At 46.9% G+C, this 17827-nt stretch carries 23 protein-coding genes; 14 read left to right on the forward strand and 9 right to left on the reverse strand.

Annotated features, from left to right (window positions below; genetic code table 11):
- Positions 1 to 52: 52 nt before the first annotated feature.
- Entirely contained in the window at positions 53 to 502 is a 450-nt protein-coding gene (locus B3S86_RS06410) for a hypothetical protein (protein ID WP_290750533.1), read from the reverse strand.
- A gap of 85 nt (positions 503 to 587) precedes the next feature.
- Here B3S86_RS06410 and B3S86_RS06415 point away from each other — a divergent pair, with 85 nt between their 5' ends.
- Positions 588 to 1316 carry an SDR family oxidoreductase gene (locus B3S86_RS06415; RefSeq protein ID WP_035407846.1) on the forward strand — a complete coding sequence of 243 codons (729 nt, stop codon included), beginning with the start codon at positions 588 to 590 and terminating at the stop codon, positions 1314 to 1316.
- 65 nt (positions 1317 to 1381) lie between these two features.
- Here B3S86_RS06415 and B3S86_RS06420 read toward each other — a convergent pair whose 3' ends face one another.
- From B3S86_RS06420 to B3S86_RS06430, 3 genes are all read right to left on the reverse strand, one after another.
- A complete protein-coding gene (locus tag B3S86_RS06420; protein ID WP_290750538.1) occupies positions 1382 to 2350 on the reverse strand; it encodes an LLM class flavin-dependent oxidoreductase in 969 nt (322 codons plus the stop codon).
- A 63-nt stretch (positions 2351 to 2413) separates the two neighbouring features.
- Positions 2414 to 3103: an ABC transporter ATP-binding protein gene (locus B3S86_RS06425; RefSeq protein ID WP_052019014.1), complete on the reverse strand. Its 690-nt coding sequence runs from the start codon at positions 3101 to 3103 to the stop codon at positions 2414 to 2416.
- Positions 3104 to 3210: 107 nt separating this feature from the next.
- A complete protein-coding gene (locus B3S86_RS06430; protein WP_290750545.1) occupies positions 3211 to 3603 on the reverse strand; it encodes a hypothetical protein in 393 nt (130 codons plus the stop codon).
- 195 nt (positions 3604 to 3798) lie between these two features.
- On the opposite strand from B3S86_RS06430, the gene B3S86_RS06435 reads away from it, so the two are divergent.
- Positions 3799 to 4317, forward strand: a complete 519-nt coding sequence (locus B3S86_RS06435; RefSeq protein WP_035407838.1) for a DUF4256 domain-containing protein — start codon at positions 3799 to 3801, stop codon at positions 4315 to 4317.
- A gap of 138 nt (positions 4318 to 4455) precedes the next feature.
- On the forward strand, positions 4456 to 5310 hold the full coding sequence (locus B3S86_RS06440; protein ID WP_290750550.1) for a sensor domain-containing diguanylate cyclase: 855 nt from the start codon (positions 4456 to 4458) through the stop codon (positions 5308 to 5310).
- On the opposite strand, the gene B3S86_RS06445 is transcribed toward B3S86_RS06440, so the two are convergent.
- Together B3S86_RS06445 and B3S86_RS06450 are read right to left on the reverse strand one after the other, a co-directional pair.
- The gene (locus tag B3S86_RS06445; protein ID WP_290750553.1) at positions 5272 to 5961 is read right to left on the reverse strand and encodes an alpha/beta fold hydrolase; all 690 of its coding nucleotides are present in this window, start codon (positions 5959 to 5961) and stop codon (positions 5272 to 5274) included. The two genes, B3S86_RS06440 and B3S86_RS06445, sit on opposite strands and share 39 nt — an antisense overlap.
- The gene (locus B3S86_RS06450; RefSeq protein WP_290753226.1) at positions 5958 to 6794 is read right to left on the reverse strand and encodes an alpha/beta fold hydrolase; all 837 of its coding nucleotides are present in this window, start codon (positions 6792 to 6794) and stop codon (positions 5958 to 5960) included. Before B3S86_RS06450 ends, B3S86_RS06445 begins: the two co-directional genes overlap by 4 nt.
- 48 nt (positions 6795 to 6842) lie before the next feature.
- Between B3S86_RS06450 and B3S86_RS06455 the strand changes: the two genes are divergently transcribed.
- Together B3S86_RS06455 and B3S86_RS06460 are read left to right on the forward strand one after the other, a co-directional pair.
- The gene (locus B3S86_RS06455) at positions 6843 to 7511 is read left to right on the forward strand and encodes an HAD family hydrolase (protein ID WP_290750558.1); all 669 of its coding nucleotides are present in this window, start codon (positions 6843 to 6845) and stop codon (positions 7509 to 7511) included.
- A complete protein-coding gene (locus B3S86_RS06460; protein WP_290750561.1) occupies positions 7508 to 7891 on the forward strand; it encodes a GNAT family N-acetyltransferase in 384 nt (127 codons plus the stop codon). Before B3S86_RS06455 ends, B3S86_RS06460 begins: the two co-directional genes overlap by 4 nt.
- Here the strand turns inward: B3S86_RS06460 and B3S86_RS06465 are convergent.
- Genes B3S86_RS06465 through B3S86_RS06475 form a run of 3 tightly spaced genes read right to left on the reverse strand, consistent with a single transcriptional unit; the run spans position 7883 to position 9281 of the window.
- Positions 7883 to 8320 carry a GNAT family N-acetyltransferase gene (locus B3S86_RS06465; RefSeq protein WP_290750564.1) on the reverse strand — a complete coding sequence of 146 codons (438 nt, stop codon included), beginning with the start codon at positions 8318 to 8320 and terminating at the stop codon, positions 7883 to 7885. The two genes, B3S86_RS06460 and B3S86_RS06465, sit on opposite strands and share 9 nt — an antisense overlap.
- A gap of 14 nt (positions 8321 to 8334) precedes the next feature.
- Positions 8335 to 8790, reverse strand: coding sequence for a hypothetical protein (locus B3S86_RS06470; protein WP_290750567.1), 456 nt, complete (start codon positions 8788 to 8790; stop codon positions 8335 to 8337).
- Positions 8787 to 9281 (reverse strand): sigma-70 family RNA polymerase sigma factor, encoded by a 495-nt coding sequence (locus tag B3S86_RS06475; RefSeq protein WP_290750571.1) that lies wholly within the window; start codon positions 9279 to 9281, stop codon positions 8787 to 8789. The genes B3S86_RS06470 and B3S86_RS06475 overlap by 4 nt, the downstream gene beginning before the upstream one ends.
- Before the next feature lie 158 nt (positions 9282 to 9439).
- Here B3S86_RS06475 and B3S86_RS06480 point away from each other — a divergent pair, with 158 nt between their 5' ends.
- The 9 genes from B3S86_RS06480 to B3S86_RS06520 all read left to right on the forward strand — a co-directional run bounded on the left by B3S86_RS06480 (position 9440) and on the right by B3S86_RS06520 (position 17781).
- Positions 9440 to 9850, forward strand: a complete 411-nt coding sequence (locus tag B3S86_RS06480; RefSeq protein ID WP_290750574.1) for a group-specific protein — start codon at positions 9440 to 9442, stop codon at positions 9848 to 9850.
- Positions 9847 to 10407 carry an AAA family ATPase gene (locus B3S86_RS06485; protein WP_290750577.1) on the forward strand — a complete coding sequence of 187 codons (561 nt, stop codon included), beginning with the start codon at positions 9847 to 9849 and terminating at the stop codon, positions 10405 to 10407. The genes B3S86_RS06480 and B3S86_RS06485 overlap by 4 nt, the downstream gene beginning before the upstream one ends.
- 100 nt (positions 10408 to 10507) lie before the next feature.
- Positions 10508 to 11317, forward strand: coding sequence for a phosphotransferase (locus tag B3S86_RS06490; protein WP_290750580.1), 810 nt, complete (start codon positions 10508 to 10510; stop codon positions 11315 to 11317).
- A gap of 53 nt (positions 11318 to 11370) precedes the next feature.
- Entirely contained in the window at positions 11371 to 11802 is a 432-nt protein-coding gene (locus tag B3S86_RS06495; RefSeq protein ID WP_290750583.1) for a hypothetical protein, read from the forward strand.
- Between the two features lie 46 nt (positions 11803 to 11848).
- The gene (locus B3S86_RS06500) at positions 11849 to 12832 is read left to right on the forward strand and encodes a DUF2268 domain-containing protein (protein ID WP_290750586.1); all 984 of its coding nucleotides are present in this window, start codon (positions 11849 to 11851) and stop codon (positions 12830 to 12832) included.
- Positions 12833 to 12841: 9 nt separating this feature from the next.
- Positions 12842 to 13084, forward strand: coding sequence for a hypothetical protein (locus B3S86_RS06505; RefSeq protein WP_290750591.1), 243 nt, complete (start codon positions 12842 to 12844; stop codon positions 13082 to 13084).
- Between the two features lie 544 nt (positions 13085 to 13628).
- A complete protein-coding gene (locus B3S86_RS06510) occupies positions 13629 to 14324 on the forward strand; it encodes an ABC transporter ATP-binding protein (protein WP_290750593.1) in 696 nt (231 codons plus the stop codon).
- Between the two features lie 27 nt (positions 14325 to 14351).
- The gene (locus B3S86_RS06515) at positions 14352 to 15125 is read left to right on the forward strand and encodes a hypothetical protein (protein WP_290750596.1); all 774 of its coding nucleotides are present in this window, start codon (positions 14352 to 14354) and stop codon (positions 15123 to 15125) included.
- Between the two features lie 19 nt (positions 15126 to 15144).
- Positions 15145 to 17781 (forward strand): ABC transporter permease, encoded by a 2637-nt coding sequence (locus tag B3S86_RS06520; RefSeq protein WP_290750599.1) that lies wholly within the window; start codon positions 15145 to 15147, stop codon positions 17779 to 17781.
- Positions 17782 to 17827: the final 46 nt, after the last annotated feature.

The raw sequence follows: 17827 nt of genomic DNA on the forward strand, positions 1-17827 counted from the left end.
TCGATTTATTTATCATTAAACATATATCCTGTCAATATGTTTTTTCTGTTTTTCATTTCACATCAATTGGAAAGGCAAAATCGCCATTACCTTCTTTCCAATCGGCTTTAATCTGATAGACATACTTTCCGGGAGTCGAAGGAACGGTAATCCGCTCAATCTTCTTATATGTTTTCATCTCTTTATGATCTTTGACCGACCATAAGACCATCGCGACGGACTTCGGAGCTGGTCCGTCTTCAAAACGAATCGTCAATCGATCTTCAGGATTGGCTCGCGTACTCGGATCACTTTTTACTAAATCGACGGCTTCGGCCTTTGCATCAGCTGTTTCTCCGCGAAACATGCCTGACCAACTATAGGTACCTCTATATACCTTTACTTCACGGTTTTCGATTGTCACGGTAGGTTCTGGTGGTTGATGTCGAAATGGATCACTTGAAAAAAAACATCCGACTGCAATCGCAATCATAATCAATCCAATAAATAGAAAACGTTTCATAGACAAACCTCCTACGTGATGTTTTTAAATCAACAAAAGCGGCAATATCTCTCAAGGAGTACGTTATTCAGAAGGAGGAGTTCAGATGATTCAAGATAAAGTCGTCATCATTACAGGGGCATCAAGCGGTATCGGGGAAGCAACCGCGAAAGAGCTTGCGAAACAAGGAGCAAAACTCGTTCTTGCGGCACGTCGAGAAGATCGTTTGCAAGAGCTTGTCAAAGCGGTTGAAGCTGAAGGTGGTCAAGCCGTTTATCAAGTGACGGATGTTACCGATCGTGAGCAAGTTGATGCGCTCGCAAAACTTGCGAAAGACAAGTTTGGTTCTGTTGATGTCATCGTCAACAACGCTGGATTAATGCCACTATCGCACCTCCATAAGAATCAGCAGGACGAATGGAACACGATGGTCGATGTCAACATTAAAGGCGTCCTCCATGGAATCGGAGCAGTCCTGCCGTATATGCGCGAACAAAAAAGCGGACATGTCATCAACATCTCTTCTGTCGCCGGTCATGAAGTCATGCCGTCGAGCGCCGTCTACAGCGGTACGAAATTCGCGGTGCGCGCCATCACGGAAGGTCTTCGTAAGGAAGAATCGGTCGACAATCACATCCGTGCAACAATCATCTCACCGGGAGCGGTCGATACGGAATTGAAGGACCATATCTCGGATGAAGAGATCAAACAAGGAATTGGTGACTTGAAAGCCATTGATGCGAGCGCGATTGCGCGTGCCATCGCATATGCTGTCAACGAACCAGAAGATGTCGCGGTCAACGAGATCTTAATTCGTCCGACAGCGCAACGTTAATTGAATGTAGAAGTGTAGACAGGACCCCTCATTAGCAAAACAGCTATTGAGGGGTCCTGTTCTGTTTAAAGAAGTCGCTCCGCGATGAGCTGGTACGACTGCAATCGCTTTTCTTGATCAAAGGCATTGTTGATGAGTAAAAACTGATCTGTTTGATAACGCGTTGCTAATGCTTCAAGCTCCTGCGCAACAACGTCCGGTGTACCGACAATCGCTCGCCGTCGATCTTTACGGATCCGTTCCGCTTGAACGTCATTCCAGATTTTTGCTTCAGTCGAGGCAAACGACGGAACGATTGAATTGCCGAGTCGAACGCCTTGAATCCAGGCATCTTGAGTTCGAGCGAGACGTTCTGCTTCTTCTTGCGTCGGGGCACAGATGACGAAAACGCAGACGATGACGTCTGTTCCTCCTGCCTCACGATAAGTGGAAAGTGTCTCTTCCCAACGATCCGGATTGATAAAGTGACCAAAAACGAGACCACGGTCTTGTTCTGCAGCAATTTGCGCACTACGTGGCGACAGACCAAGGATTGAGATCGGAGACGCTTGTCGATCACGCGGTGTCGTCTTGACGATCCGGTATGGGTGTCGATTCGATAGACTATCTGTCAAGAATCCAGCCGTTTCCTGAACGAGTCGACTAAACTCAGCTGCTCGATTTTTTTCACCATCTGTCAAAGCAAGTCGTGTCCGCTCACTTCCACCTGGCGAATTGCCGATCCCAAGTTCGATCCGTCCCGGATAAAAGGCGTCGAGTGTTGCAAAACTCTCGGCCACTTTTAGCGGATGATATTGCGGTAACAACACTCCACCTGAACCAAGTTTGATTTTTGAAGTCTGCGCACCCATTCGGGCAATGAACAACTCCGGTGATGCACTGAGCAAACCGTTCGTATTATGGTGTTCTGCGAACCAGTACCGTTCGTAACCGAGTCGCTCGGCTTCTAAGACGAGTCGTTCCGTCGCTTCCATCGTCGCTTCGACCGTATCATCCTCATGCAATGGTACTTGATCCAGTATTCCTAGTCGCATCACGCATTCCTCCTCTACCCTCTTAAGTGTAAAGGGTGGAGGAACGGAGTTCAAAAACGAGGCTCAGACACGGACGAGACGATCTTCGATAATAACGCCGTCTCGCATCTCGATCGTTCGATTCGCCCGTTCCGCAAGTGCCGGGTCGTGGGTGACAAACAAGACGCCACACCCTTTCTCTTCGTTTAATGACCGTAAAAGATTGAAGATGATTTCTCCCGTATCTGTATCGAGGTTCCCTGTTGGCTCATCGGCAAGCAACCATTTCGGTTCATGAACGAGTGCTCGGGCAACGGCGACCCGTTGTTGTTGTCCACCGGAAAGTTGCGACGGCAAACTGCCTGCTTTATCGGCGAGACCGACTTGCGCGAGTAACTGCTCGGCGCGTTCTTTTTTATCATACGGTACTTTCCGACCGAACAGTGGCGCCATGACATTTTCAAGCGCCGTCAGCGTCGGAATCAAATGAAACTGCTGGAAGATGAAGCCGATGTTTTCGAAGCGAAAGTCGGATAATTCTTTACTGTTCAATTTGTTGATTGGTTTCCCGTCATAATGCAACTCCCCACTCGTCGGTCGATCGAGCGTGCCGATTAGACTGAGTAACGTTGATTTTCCAGATCCCGAAGGTCCGATGATCGAAATGAAGTCGCCCGCCTCAAGTGTCACGTCGATGTCTTGTAACGCTTGTGTCTCGACACCGTCTCCTGAAAATGATTTTCCCATCTGTTTGCATTGAAATGTTCCTTCCATATGTACCCCTCCATTATTCTTGATAACGTACTATTCAAGAATAGATTGGTAATTCCTTCTAAATGAAAGGAAATAAAAAACAGTACTCTTATGGAACAAGAATACTGTCAGGAAACTCTTGGTTGAATAGAAACGAAATTTTTACGATAGACGATCTCATACGGTAAGACGAACAATATACATGCAAGAGTCGTGAACTGAATCATGCTACCGATTGGTGGTAGTGGAGACAGCGATGCTTCGTGCCATACTTCATATAGACCAATGAACAAAAACAGAACGACGCTACTCGTCGTCACGTAGATAAGCAACCGAAGGGTCAATGGATAATGTCGGACAATCCATAACATCGGTAACCCAAAGATAAAATAGGATAACGTCATCGCAAACGTCCCGAACTGATAGACGATCTCAAAATCAATCGTTGTCAGGAACGAATACGCCGTGAACGCTAAGAACGAAAGAATCGTCACAACAGCCGCATAACTGATCCAGCGCATACGGTTGGCTCCTCTCCTGAATGTTATTCCTGTACACGCGATCGTGACAGAAACCAAATATGTACAATTAGTGTAGGTAGTTCGATTTCATTTGTCAATTATCTTCAGATTAACTTATTCAGTCTATGTACGATTGCAATGAGAGCGAATTCATAGAATAATGAAAAAAGTGAATAAGAAAGTGAGGTTTTATCGATGGATGAACAATTAACGGTGTTTCGTGATCGCTTTGAAGCTACACCTGATTACCACGATGGTCTTTCGTTTATTGAGGTCGAGTCACGCCTGACACCTTCAAAACGAGCAGCACTCGCTTGGATGGAACAAACAGGAGGAGAACCGAATATCGTAAACCTTGATGGACGATTCGTCATCATCGATACGGTCAAAGAGAGTCCAGCTGGTCGACGAAGCGTTTGTTTTGACGAAGTCGCTCGACTCGGTCGAAAGAAAAATGCGCCCGGAGCTAGCGTCGAGTCAATGATTGAAGCACTCGAACTCGACCTGTTGACACCAGAACAATATCAAAAACTTCAGACACAGTTTTCGTTTGACGAAAAGACCTCCAGTTGGCTCGCAACACCAGACGTGATTCGTCAAAAAGGTGGCGCTTTGTTTGGAGATCGTCGTTATGAGACGACATTCATCTATCACAACGGAGTGGATTCCTATTATGCGAGCCGTGGATTCCGTGTTTTACTTGAATTGGAATAAACCAAAAACCGCTTCGTAGTCTAAACGAAGCGGTTTTTTACAATAATAGGAAATAATACCCAATCGTGATATGATGGACGTTGAGTACAGGAGGTGGACGTCATATTTGTATTGGGATTGATTATAGGTAGTCTTTTAATGTTGCTCAGTTTCCGGTTATTCCACCAGCAACAACCGGATACAATTGCGTTATGTAAAGATATCTTCTATGTGTTTGAAGTCCATCCGGAATATCGATTCCGATATATTAGTCCGTCCCTCGATGACCATATCGGCAAGGGAGTGGCAGCAGCCAGCTATATGGATCCGGACCAGTGTTTCGCGCGGATTCATCCGGAAGACATCGAAGTCTTGATGTCGAAGATTTCGGGCGATTGTGATTACGATCAACCATTTCGGCAACGCTGGCGGACAAATGACGGGACGTACGTCTGGTTCGAAGAATATGCGACACCGATTCGCGAAAACGGACAGATTGTTGCCATCCAAGGGGTGATCCGTAACATTGACGAGCAGTTGAAATCACAACAGGCACTGCTCGATCAATACCGTATCGATGCCTTGACACGGCTTGGGAATCGCCATGCCTTCAACGAGGCTGTCCGCGATCTCGATCAAGAGAAGGCGACGTATGGATTGATTCTGCTTGACTTGAATGAACTAAAGGATCTTAACGACCGGTTCGGTCACGCGGTCGGTGACGCCTTGCTTGAACAAACAGGACTTTGCATCCGCCGCTTAACAGATCATGGTTACCGGATCGGTGGTGATGAATTCGTCTTGATTGACGATAGTCCGTCGATTGACACGTTTGAGGCATTCGTCGAACACGTCCGCTCGACGTTCGCGACGCACGAGATTGGACTCGCGATCGGTGCCGTTCATGCGACAACAGGACGCCGGATCGACGACGTCTTGCATGAGGCAGATGCACGGATGTATCAAGAGAAGATGTTAAGTCGTCAGCATGGATTGATGGGCTTGAAGCAATAAGGCGTTGAAGCGTTCTGGTTGATCGAGATTCGCTGTATGCCCTGCTTCCTCGACCGGTAAGACGATGACGTTCGGCACGTGTTCCGCAACGAACGCGGTTGCGTCGACTTCGTACGTTTCATTCGTTCCGTTTAGGATGACGACCGGCAAGGTGATCGACTGCAACATCATTTCCGTCAGTGCCGGGAAACGGAACGTCATCAAATCGAGGACTGCCCGTGCTGTCGTTTTCCAGGCAGGACCATGCAACTGTTCAAATTGGTCGGCAATTTCCGGTGCTTGCTGATCGATGTTAAGGAAAAACTCTCGTTGTTCGCGCATCAGCGGTTCCATCGCTTTAGGAATGAATGGCGAAAAACCCGTGATACATACACCTTCGAGTTCGTCCGGTGGGTCGAGTGCCAGTTGCATCGCAAGCGTCGCGCCGAGCGACAACCCGAGAATCCATCCTGGACCTTCCTGTGCCATCCGTTCGCGGATGGCACGTGTTGCTTGTTGTAAGTAATCCTCCGTTGCCGGTTCCGTCGTCATTCCGTGACCAGGTAGATCAATCGGAATGAATGTAAAATCATCCGCTAGAGCGGATAGTTGTGGCGCAAAGTGTGTCGCTGCCGTTCCCATTAACCCATGCAGTACGTACATGCGTGTCATACGGTAAACTCCTTCGGTTGATGTAGTGTTAATATCGCGCTTACGACGACGTCCGGACGATCGCGATGCATCAGGTGAGATGTGCCCGGAACGAACGTCACGTTCGCCTGATAGGATAGATTCGCCTGTCGCCATATTAATTCCTGCCATTTATTTTCCATTCGTTCGAGTTCATCTTCCGGAAAACCAGCTGTTATCATCGTCTGGATTGAGTTCGTTTTATCCCGACCGAGAACGGTCAGCGGGAACCCAAGGTCACGCATGAGTGGCTGAAGCGCCTTCGCATCACTCTTCCACTTTGAAATGATCGCATGCATCGCCAGGTAATACGCCGGGTTCCAATCCGTGCGGTCATCCCCGTCCGGGAAACGGTCACGTAAATCAGTTGCTTTTGATAGTTCTTCGAACCGATCGATCCAGACGGCGTCATCCCCTTCTCGGTCGAGCATCGGTGTATCCAGCTGATCAAGTTCTGCTAAATCAACGGACGTCGCATCCACGAGAACGAGACCGGCGACACGTTCTGGATGATGTAGAGCAAAAGCTTGCGCGACAAGACCACCGTAAGAATGACCGACGATTGTGACCGGAGTCGTAATCTTCGTTGCGTTAAGAAACTGATTGATTTGCCGTAAGATGCCGGTCGTCCCGTCGATGTAATCGTCCGACCATTCGTGCGGATGAAAGCTGACGACCCGGTAGTCCGGTGTCAGTTTCGTCAGAATGTCCGCCCAGTCCTGATACGTCCCACCGAGCGAGGGTAGGAGTAACAACGGTCGACCTGTCGAACTGTTATCATAATACGTCACTTGTTTCTCTTGTTGCTGAATCATTCGTTCCAATGAAATCACTCCTCTATAGTATGAAAGGTGTTGTTGATCTTGATTCGTGCGCTATTGTTTGATTTAGACGAGACATTACATGACCGGAGCGGGTCTCTTCCCTCCTTTCTCGAGAACCAATATGAGCGTTTTTCAGCTCGAATCTCGCCTATTGCGCTAGACGAATACGTCAGCGTCTTCTTAGAGCTTGATCAAGACGGCCGGGTCTGGAAGGACGTCGTCTATGCCGAGATGATTCGGCTCTTCCAGTTGTCGCTTTCTATTGAAGTACTGCTACACGACTACGTGACGCGTTACCCGATCTTCGCACGGAGCTTCCCTGGCGTTACTACCTTTTTTGCGCAATTACCGCCCGAGCTACCAATTGGTTTGCTCTCGAACGGTCGGACGACGTTTCAACGTGCCGTCCTTGACGCGATTGGACTCACTTCTGCCTTTACGCAGATCGGAATCTCGGAGCAAGAAGGCTTACGTAAACCGGATCCGGCATTTTTCTTGCGCTTAACGGACCGTTTAGGTGTTCGCCCGGACGAAGTCCTTTATGTTGGCGACCATTACGACCACGACATCTTACCGGCGCGCGCCCTCGGCATGCAGGCGATTTGGAAGCGCACAGGCGATGTTCCGTTGACCGACACGCAATTTTCGGACTGGCGCCAGTTACCTGCTCCACTCCAAGATCTGATACGAAAGGAGAACCAGCCATGACGGAACAGATTCGCCGTTTCCAACCTGACGATTTTGAGCAGATTCATCGCTTGAACGCATTAGAAGGGTGGCAGGATCTCGTTGCTGATCAAGAGCGGACCCGCAACGCGTGGATGAATACAAATGCCGCTTTCGTCCTTGAGTCTGACGGACAAATCCTTGCCTATGTCCGCGCTTTAACGGACGGTTCAGTGACGACGTTCGTCTGTGAGCTCCTCGTAAGCCGCGAGGCACGCAAGCGTGGGTTCGGACAACAGTTGCTCGATCACTTGCAACTCACCTATCCGACGCGGATCGATCTCCTGGCAACCCGTCAATCTGCTTCCTTTTATGAACAACAAGGATTTCGTGCTTTCCATGGTTTCCGTAAATCACGATGAAGCGAGTGATTTCGAATAACTCGTGCTCGTTACGCTGTAGCACATTGCTTGATAAAAGTGATGGGCTGCTTCGCGTTCCAATCGATTGCCACTGTTCAGCAAGACAGCAGTCGCTCCTCTTTCGTGTGCCCAGTCTTCCGCTGCTTGGATCAAGCGGCGACCGATTCCCCGCCGACGATGTTTCGCACTGACGACGAACGCGACGATTCGGACATAGGTCGTATCATGCTCGAACGCTTGCGCCTGAAATAGACCGACGCAGCCGAGAAGCATATCGTCGTCTTCTAGCACAAGCAATTCATAATCCGGATGACGAGTGATCCGCGAAAATCGTTCGCGTAAAACGTCCTCGCTTGCCGGATAACCAAGGTGCGTCATCAATCCGACCAATTGCGGTAGATCGTCTTCTTTCCAAGACCGGATGGTCATATTTCTCCCCCCCCTTATCGTGTGGGCGACAGAATCATCACCCGTTCTCGACCCTCTACCTCACCGACGACCAGTACGTGCTCAGATACCGGATCGTCCTTGATTTGATAGACGGTAAACGCATCAAGGTTCGACGCAAAATCAGATGTGTCCTGTTCCAGTTGCGTATCGGTCAAGACATCATCCGTGACGCCGAGTCGCTTCCCTTTCAGCTGTTGCCAGTCTGTATCCGTAATTTTTTTGGCTACCGTGTATAACTGTTCATCATAATACATGCCGACCACCATCGATTGCGACGATTGCTCGGGAACGGTCTCATGCAAGGAACTAAAGCCGATGATCGTCAGACCTGCTGCGAGGCAAACAGCTTGTACCGAGCGCCGGCGCCGTTTCGCTTTGCGGATACCCTGAATTGTTCGTTGCCTGACGGATGACGGTACGTCGATCAAGAATTTTGGCTCGTGCTTCATAGACTCATCCCCTTCTGTCGTCGTACTTTCTCGAGTGCGCGGTACAACGTACTTTTGATCGTACTCAGTGGCACATTAAAGGTTTGCGCAATCTCTTGCAATGGCAAATCTTCTTCATACCGGAAGTAGACGATCGAGCGCTCGGTCGGCTCAAGGACATCCAGTAAATCATCCAAGTACAAGCGATCGACGAGACGCTCTTCAAACGACGTCGTTTGACTCGGTTCGATCGCGAGCGGCTGAAACGACGCTCGATGTTGCTGGAAAGCGCAATTCATCGTGATGCGCGTCAACCATGTCTTAAAATACGAAGCATCCCGTAAACTCTTTCGCCCACGCCATGCCCGGTACGCGACCTCTTGGACGTTCTCAAGCGCTGCCGTCTCCTCTTTCAGATAAATGAAGGAAATACGGTACACATAGTCTTCTTCTGCGAATAAAGCTGCTTCAAAAGCAGCATCGGATAATGCTGCACCTGACTTTCGAAACACATCGGCATCCTCCTTTTTTGCAATCACTCCCTTATTAGATACGCAACACATTTAAAAAGTTTCATTTTTTTCAAATTTTTCTTATAATTCCCTTTTCTTAAGTGAATGAATTCGATAGGATGGGACACAGAAAGATAAAAAAGGAGGATGTACGACGAATGAAACTCTATATCGCTTCTCGCTTTGACCACATTTTGACCGTCCGCTGGCTCCGGGATGAACTCCGCTTGCGTGGTCACGATTTAACATACGACTGGACGAAGAACGACCGGGCAGAAGATTCTGAAGCATTAAGAAAAATTGGTCTTGCGGAATTCGAAGCTGTCAAGCAAGCGGACGCCTTCGTCCTCGTGTTACCAGCAGGAAAAAGTAGTCACGTCGAACTCGGGATTGCGCTCGCAACGAATCGCCCGATTTACTTATGTATGCCGGATGCGACCTACTTCACCGGACCATTGGCCAGTACGTTTTATCATATCGGACGGACGACTCCTTGCTTCGGAACGAAAGAAGACTGGCTCGCGCAGATTCTCGCCGATCGCTTACCGGAAGAACAACTGACGTCATGAGGACCGTCCTGTTGACGATTGGACCGACCCATGCCGGGAAAACGACGTTCGCACGACAGCTTGCTCAACGTCTACCAGCAAGCCTTGTCATCGATCAGGATCTTCAAGCACGTTTTTTGCTCGAACATTATTCGGACCTCGTTCCAACAGAAGGACCGAATCAGATCAAACATGACTTGACGGGATGGTTGATCGAACAGGCAATCACGTCTTCCGTCGAGACGATCATCTTATGTAACGCCAACACCACGCGGATTGGTCGGAAACAATTATTAGATCCATTCTCCCGTTCGACGTTCCGCTCGATCCTCGTCTGGTTCGATTTACCCGAAGCCACTTTTTTAAACCGACTGACTCACTCCAAACGCGATGGACGAGAGATTCGTGGCGACTTGTCGTACCACGACATCTATCAGCGGCAACGAATCGAGCCTCCAGTTACAGGTGAAGCGGACCAAATCGTTCGTCTTCGTTCGACGGAAGACATTGACACATTCCTCGATCATGTCACGAATCCGACGCTTGATGCTCTCTTCGATGCGGTGTCGACTGATTGAAGAACATGACAATCGTGCGTAAAGCACCCGCTTCTTCATCAACGCATACAAAAAAGATTAGCCGATATGTAACCGATTACAAAAGAAAGAAGGAACACTCATGTCTGAAGAACAACGATTGACTGGCGGAAATGTCTCCGCTGTCTATCAAAAAGGTGAGCATGTCTATCGCTCACAAAAAGAGAACAGCAACAACGTCCAACGGTTATTGCGCCACTTAGAGACTAAACGCCTATCCGGTGTTCCCCGTTTCGTCGGTATCGACGAACAAAATCGAGAGATCCTGACCTTCCTCCCTGGTGAAACGGCCGATTATCCCCTAAAAGCATACATGTGGCATGACGACGTATTAGACGATGTCGCACGTCTGATGCGCCAGTATCATGACGCGACAGTCGACTTCGACGTCTCACCGGACTGGGCACCGTTGCTCAATACCCCGACTCCACACGAAGTCATCTGCCACAACGATTTTGCCGTCTACAATACGATTTTTCAGGATCAAAAACTGAGTGGCGTGATTGACTTTGACCTCGCGGCACCCGGTCCACGTGCTTGGGATATCGTCTATACGCTCTATACGTTCGTTCCGCTTAGCAGCAGACGACAAGCACCTGACGGATCCTTTCTTGCTTATTCACCAGAGCAAGATGACACACGTTTCGCCAAGCGAGTGAGTCGGTTCCTTGATGCGTATGGCTATGAAGGACCGCGTTCCGAACTCCTATCCATATTATTGTTACGCGTCGAAGCCCTCTATCTGTTGATTGATCAAAGAGCTGCGGACGGTGATGCTGCATTCATCAAGATGAAAGAAGAAGGTCACGACACACATTACCGCGCGGAATACCGTTTCATCGCGGAACATGGTCCGAAATGGTTCATCGATAAAGATTCATCAGAAAAATAACAGTTTATCTTTCACGTTAGATGTCCGTGATCTTCATAGAGGAGTGATTTCCCGTGAAAACGATTGATCTTGATTTTTTACTGACGACTGAAGAATACGAACTTGAACTGGATAAGATGTCGCTAAAGGTAAATGATCATTATGCGATTGATTTCTATTTTTATGGGGCTGACGAAGCGTTCAAGCTTATAATCAACGATCCTTCGCGTGATTACTTTTTGATGCGTTTTGAAAAGTACGCCGTCTTCCTAGGAACGTTACAAGAGCATGGCATCATCGACGAGAAACTTCGGAAGCCGTATCCAGTCGTGAAGTCAAAAGAATCGATGTTCGGTGATTTTGCTGCGAAGTTTACGAAAACGGACGAAATCTATACTGAACGGGGAGACTTGAACTTATTTGCCATCAGGACACATGAACAGGATTTTTACATTTTGTCCTACAGCGATCCGATCGTCATTGATCATGTGGCGAAAGAGGATTGATTGAACAGCAGTTGTTACATCATAAAAAAAGGAGGATGAACGTAGCTTGAAAAAAACACTAATATTACTTTTAACTGCTCCCCTTCTGCTTTTATCTGCTTGTACAGAAGAGCAAAAGACAACACAACCCACTACTAAAATGTTATCAAAGAGTACAAAAGTAAAATCCGAATCTGTAAAAATCGATGCCGAAAGTACATTGAACATTGTTTTTCTTTATGAACCATATAAACAATATCTACAATCGTCCTTAAAAAACAATGATCTTGAAGTAGATAAAAAGAATTATGCGAAATATGTCTTAAGCTATATCGACAAAATCGGGGAAAAGGAGCAGTTTGCGACAGCCGACTTGAAAGGTTTCCCGATGTTGCAATCAACCGTGTACGAACAAGAGCTACTCGATAAAATCGAAAACTTGATGAAACAACAAGATGGCATTACAAAAATCATCAAAAAAAATTACATCGCTTCTCATAAGATTCTTCCCAAAAAGAAAAGTACCATTATCGTCGCTCCGGTTAATCCTGAATCCTCTTTCGATCTTCAGTCGATGAAAGGTGTTACAGGAGCAGCCTATAAAGATGCATTCATTCTCTACCTGGATACAAACTACGATCAAGACATCCTGGCATATTCGACGGCACACGAATATCATCACTTAGTCCTCAAGGATACACCTGATTTTAGTTTAAATACGACTCTTAATTCCGTCATCGTCGAAGGAAAGGCAGATGCCTTTGCCGACCGAATCGTCAAAGGCGTCTCCCCTCCATGGAATGTCGAAATGGATGAAGCAACGAAGAAACATGTCATACATCTGGTCAACAGCAATGAAGTATCACAACTCGACTTCGTCGTAGGTAACGAACAAAAAGAGATTCCTCGTTGGAGTAACTACATGTTAGGGCGTGATATCCTCAATCACTATTTTGAGTCGCATCCAGATCAGTCCATTGCTGACTGGACCTATACGGATCAAGCAGATATCTTAAAAGGATACACGTATCAAAAGATTCTTGAACAATGAGGTGCTTTCATGCAATACACATGTTCCGTCTGCGGCTTTCAGTTCGGAGTAGAGGATGATGTCGAAATCGAGGACGGTATCTTTTTATCGAGAAGTGAGACACATGACTTGTATCGCTCAAACTGGCTCAAAGAAGGTGCTAAAGTCTTTAGCCCTTATGCCTTTGAGCCTGGTACAGGAAAGGGTGAACCTTTAGCGAGAACGGCTTTGAAAAAACAATTACGAGCAATTCATATCAGACTAGAAACATAAAAAAGGAGCGCCGCTTTTCACGATGACTCGTGTGAGTTCGTGCTTCTTTTTTATGTCATCATGCTTGAAGCTCGTGCATCATCAACATAATTGTCATGCTAGTTCCTTGATCCGGATGATTTTCAATCGTTACCTCATCTTCAGGTGAAGCGATAATTCGTTTGAAGATCGACGGACACGCCAAGTAAATCAAGGACAAGTCGAAGTAATTTCTTCGTCCACTGTCGTTCCTGAGAAGTAGAAGAATATTTTTAATGTCTTCGACTCCACTACTCTTTTCGTTCCTTACGCCTCTCATCGTCCTATAAAGATGGTGGTATCAATTCACAGGAGCTTCAGCATGATTCTTCTACTAATGCATAGCCATTTCTTACGTCTTCGTTTCATTTTAAATATCTCCCTAGATTGGGGTTAATCCAATCTTAGAGAGAAGTTATAAGAAAAACATAAATGAGTAAGGATTTCGAAAATAAAAACACAATAGACAAAATTTTCTAAAAATAATACACTATATTTAACCAAATTATGTAAAAGGAGTGGTCACATGAATATTACCTTTCAAGATGTTTCGCACTCGTTCGAGCGAAGCGGTGTCCGGACCGATGTCTTGCATCAACTAAACGGACAATTTTTTCGATCGGAAGTAACGGCATTCGTCGGTCCGTCCGGGTCCGGAAAATCAACGTTCCTGAGTCTCCTTGGTTCGCTTGATCGTCCGACGTCCGGTCAAATCCTCTATGACGGGCAGGACATCACGTCTTGGAAGAACAAACGGTTATCGCAATTCCGCTCGCAAGAGATCGGCTTCATCTTCCAGCAGTTTCACTTATTACCGGCACTGACGGTGTCCGAGAACTTAAAGGTCGCCTTGTTAAAGCAAAAGACATCCTTCAATCAAGAGGAGCGGATTCTCGAGCTTCTCGAACGGGTTGGACTCAACGATAAACGGAATGCTCTACCTGCTCAATTATCCGGTGGACAACAACAACGGGTCGCGATCGCCCGTGCCCTGCTTCACCATCCGCAGTGGATTCTCGCGGACGAGCCGACCGGTAATCTCGATTCCGTGACCGGTGACGCAATCTTCGAGTTGTTACTAGAGCTGCATCGTGAAGCTAAATGTGGCGTTTTATTTGTCACACACGACCTAGAACTCGCCGAACGTGCTGACCGGATTCTCTTCATGCAGGATGGACGAATCGTCGAAGATCGCCGGAAGCATACGGTGCAAAGTGTCTAAGTACTGTTTATAGGGAGGTGTTCCGCGTTGCAATCGTTTCGTGCCAAATTAATCACGAGCTTCATCGGCTCGATTGTCGTTTTTCTGTTGCTATCGGTATCGACGCAATCCGCATATAAAGCGTTTCGGAATGCGGACTTCTCGGAACAGGAGACGACGATCGTACGAGATTGTAATCATGATGACTTATCAAAACTTATTTTCAAAAAAAATAGTTGTACACTCGATAACACAATCGACGAAAATTCTGAAGGTGAAATTTTAGGTATAAGTACAGGTAAAACGGAAAAAGTGGATGGAACAGCACGTGGAGAAGCCAATGCTACCAAGTCGCCAGGCTTTTTGGAATCAGCCGAAGAAAAGGCAGGCTCTAGTTTTTCGATCATCCTTCTCTTGTTGCTTCTCGTCGGAAGTTTCATCATTTATTTTGTAATCAAAAAACGAAAGCGACTCACAGGAAAACATACTTTAGACATTACGGAGACTATGGAAGATCAATCAAATCTTTCTTTCAAGAATAAAACTTCGTCTACAACAACTCAGTCTATGCCTACTCCTCCTATTGAATCATTACGCCTGATGCTATTTGATTTTAACCAACGATTACCACGTGCCCTCAAGCGGCGAAGTCATGAGACGTTGACAGACTGGACGGAGCGCATTCATCTGGTGACGCCACTCTCTCCTTACTTCGTCACCCGCTACGCAGCGCAAGCAGAAGTAGAAGCACTCGATGCACAAGCGATTCACCATTTCGAACAAGATCTTGCACATTATTTAAAGACGCAAATCTCCCAATAACAAGCAAAGGAGACTACATATGCTTCGTTTCGTCATCAATCAATGGCGCCGGCAGCGCGGGAAATTCATCCTTACGCTCGTCGGTGCGCTCATCATAAGCGCTGGTCTCAGTCTGATGTTCAACTTGACCGACTCCAGTCAGGGAACGGTCGAACAAACATTACAAAAGAAATGGTCGTCTGCGTATGACATCGTCGTACGACCGAAAGGCAGTCAGCTTGCAAGTGAGTCGAATGATTTACTCGAACCGAACTATTTAAATGGTATCAATGGTGGAATTTCCTTTGAACAATACCAACAAATCAAACAAATGAATGCGATTGATATTGCAGCTCCGGTTGCTGTTATGGGATATGTAAACGCTGTTACTTCGTTTAAAAATGTATTGAAGTTTCCAAGCGAACCCGGTATGTATCGTCTAACAGAAACGAATTTTATCGAAAATGGTTTTACGAGAGAACGTCAATCGCATAGCGTCATCCATATCTCTCAAGGTACGAAAGTAAATGTTCCGAAAAATGCTTCTTTTTTCAATGAACCCATTGAAACGTTTAAAAATGCAATTGCAAGAAACCCAGTATTGATTGTTGGAATCGACCCTGTCGAGGAAGCTCGACTTGTCGGATTAGATAAAAGTGTTCGCTTAAATAAAAAGTCTCGATATTTCAACAGCACAGATCAACATCAATCCGGTAATTATTCGGACGAACACATCATACCTGTCTTAATAAATCCAAACTCCTTTAATAGAGGAAGCTATGAATATACAATCGAAAAATTAGATGCCCCCTTTAAAACAGAGCAGGATCAACAGAAGCTGATTGATAGTCTAGTAAAAAAACAACCGAAGCGTTCAGTTCTTCGTTCAGCGTTAACTACGTATCCTGCAAAAAAAATACAGCATCTCGAAATTCCAGCATCTAAAGTGGAAGAAAACTACCTTCAAACACTTATAGAAAAGACAAATTCTACGTATGTTGATATGACAAGCGCTGAAGGAGCCCAACTACTATATAAATCTGGACCACTCTCGTTTAAGCCAGCCAATAGTCCATATCCAAGTCGCTGGAAGACTGCCTATGAAGTATCGGCTTCGCCAACTGAGATCAAAAATTGGACATACGGAAAACAGTTTTTCCCTAAAAAAGGTTTCCGTTCCCTTGAATCCGTCGGACGTAAGATCAAAAAACCAAAACCAGGTGAGTTGGATACCGTCTTCCCATACCTTGCATTCAATGTCGTCGGACTATACGATCCAAATAACATCAAGGTCTCAAAAGATCCACTGAATGAGTTACCCATGGAAACATATCGTCCCTCGTCTGCTGATCTTGTTTTAGATGCGAAGAGCGAACCTGTCAATCCTGCAAAATCAATTGATACATCTGGTAATCCCGTCGGATTGTTGACAAGTTCTCCAAACATCCTAACGACGATTGATAGTGCACGAGCAATCAATGGCGAACAATCGATTTCCTCAATTCGTCTGAAAGTGAAAGGTGCAACGACCGTCAGCGAAGAATCAGAACAACTGCTCCAAGATGTGAAACAACAAATCGAGCGAGAAACCGGTCTCATCGCTACAATCACAAAAGGTTCATCTCCTCAACCGGTTGTCACAAAAGTCGTCGATGAAGGTAAGACGCTCGGTTGGATCGAACAACCATGGATTCACATCGGTGCTGCGATAACAATCTTCCGCGAGACGAGCGTCGGTTTCTCAGGCGTCATCTTCGCAATGCTCGCCGTCGCCGTCGTCTATGTCCTCGCGACAAGCTATGTCTCCATGCTCGCGCGCAGAAAAGAGTTCGCTGTTTTACTCGCACTCGGCTGGCGGACGAAGGATCTTTATAAAATCGTCTTGATCGAGGCTGCGATCCTCGCTGGATTTGTCTCGACGGTTGCCTTAATTGTCGAAGGGATCTTCTCATATGTTCGTAATGAAGCGATGAACGGCTGGAGTCTTCTTTGGATCGCGCTGTTCAGTCTCGTTATTTACCTGGCTGGTGCGACCTGGTCGGCGTGGACGATCCGTCGCATCTCACCTTATGAAGCGATTAAGACCGGTGAATACGCGAAAGCAGCTCGCGTCGGACTGAAACTTCGTTCGACCGTGACACTCGCACTGAAGGAACTGATCGGGAAATGGAAGCGCAATAGCCTGTCCGTCCTCTCGATTGCTTTACCGACTGCTCTCTTAACCTTCTTCCTGTTCGTGACATTCCATTTACAGGGTGTCCTTTACACGTCGTGGCTCGGTCAATTCGTCGCCCTGCAAGTCGGTCCGATGCATTACGTGACGATGGGTGTTGCAATCACAATCGCTATTTTGACGACAGGTGAAATCATGTGGCAAAACGTCACCGATCGCCGTGCATCTCTCGCCGTCTTGAAAGCGCTCGGCTGGACGAACGGTGCGATCCGACAGTTGATTGTCCTTGAAGGCTTCCTGGTCGGTCTGATTTCCGGAATCATTGGACTGATTGTTGCCTACTCGACGATTTACGTTCTATACGATCTTGTTCCCTGGAATGAGCCGTTGTTGATTGGCGTATCGCTCGCCTTACCGATTCTGTTCGGTGTCATCGCGGCCTTCATCCCAGCTCAACTGGCAGCACGTGTTCAACCGTATCAAGAACTGAAAGATGCATCTTAATATTTGGCGGAGGGGCAACAGACGTTGTCCCTCTCTTCACAGGAGG

It is taken from the genome of Exiguobacterium sp. UBA3968 (assembly GCF_002385115.1).
Classification (GTDB): Bacteria; Bacillota; Bacilli; order Exiguobacteriales; family Exiguobacteriaceae; genus Exiguobacterium_A.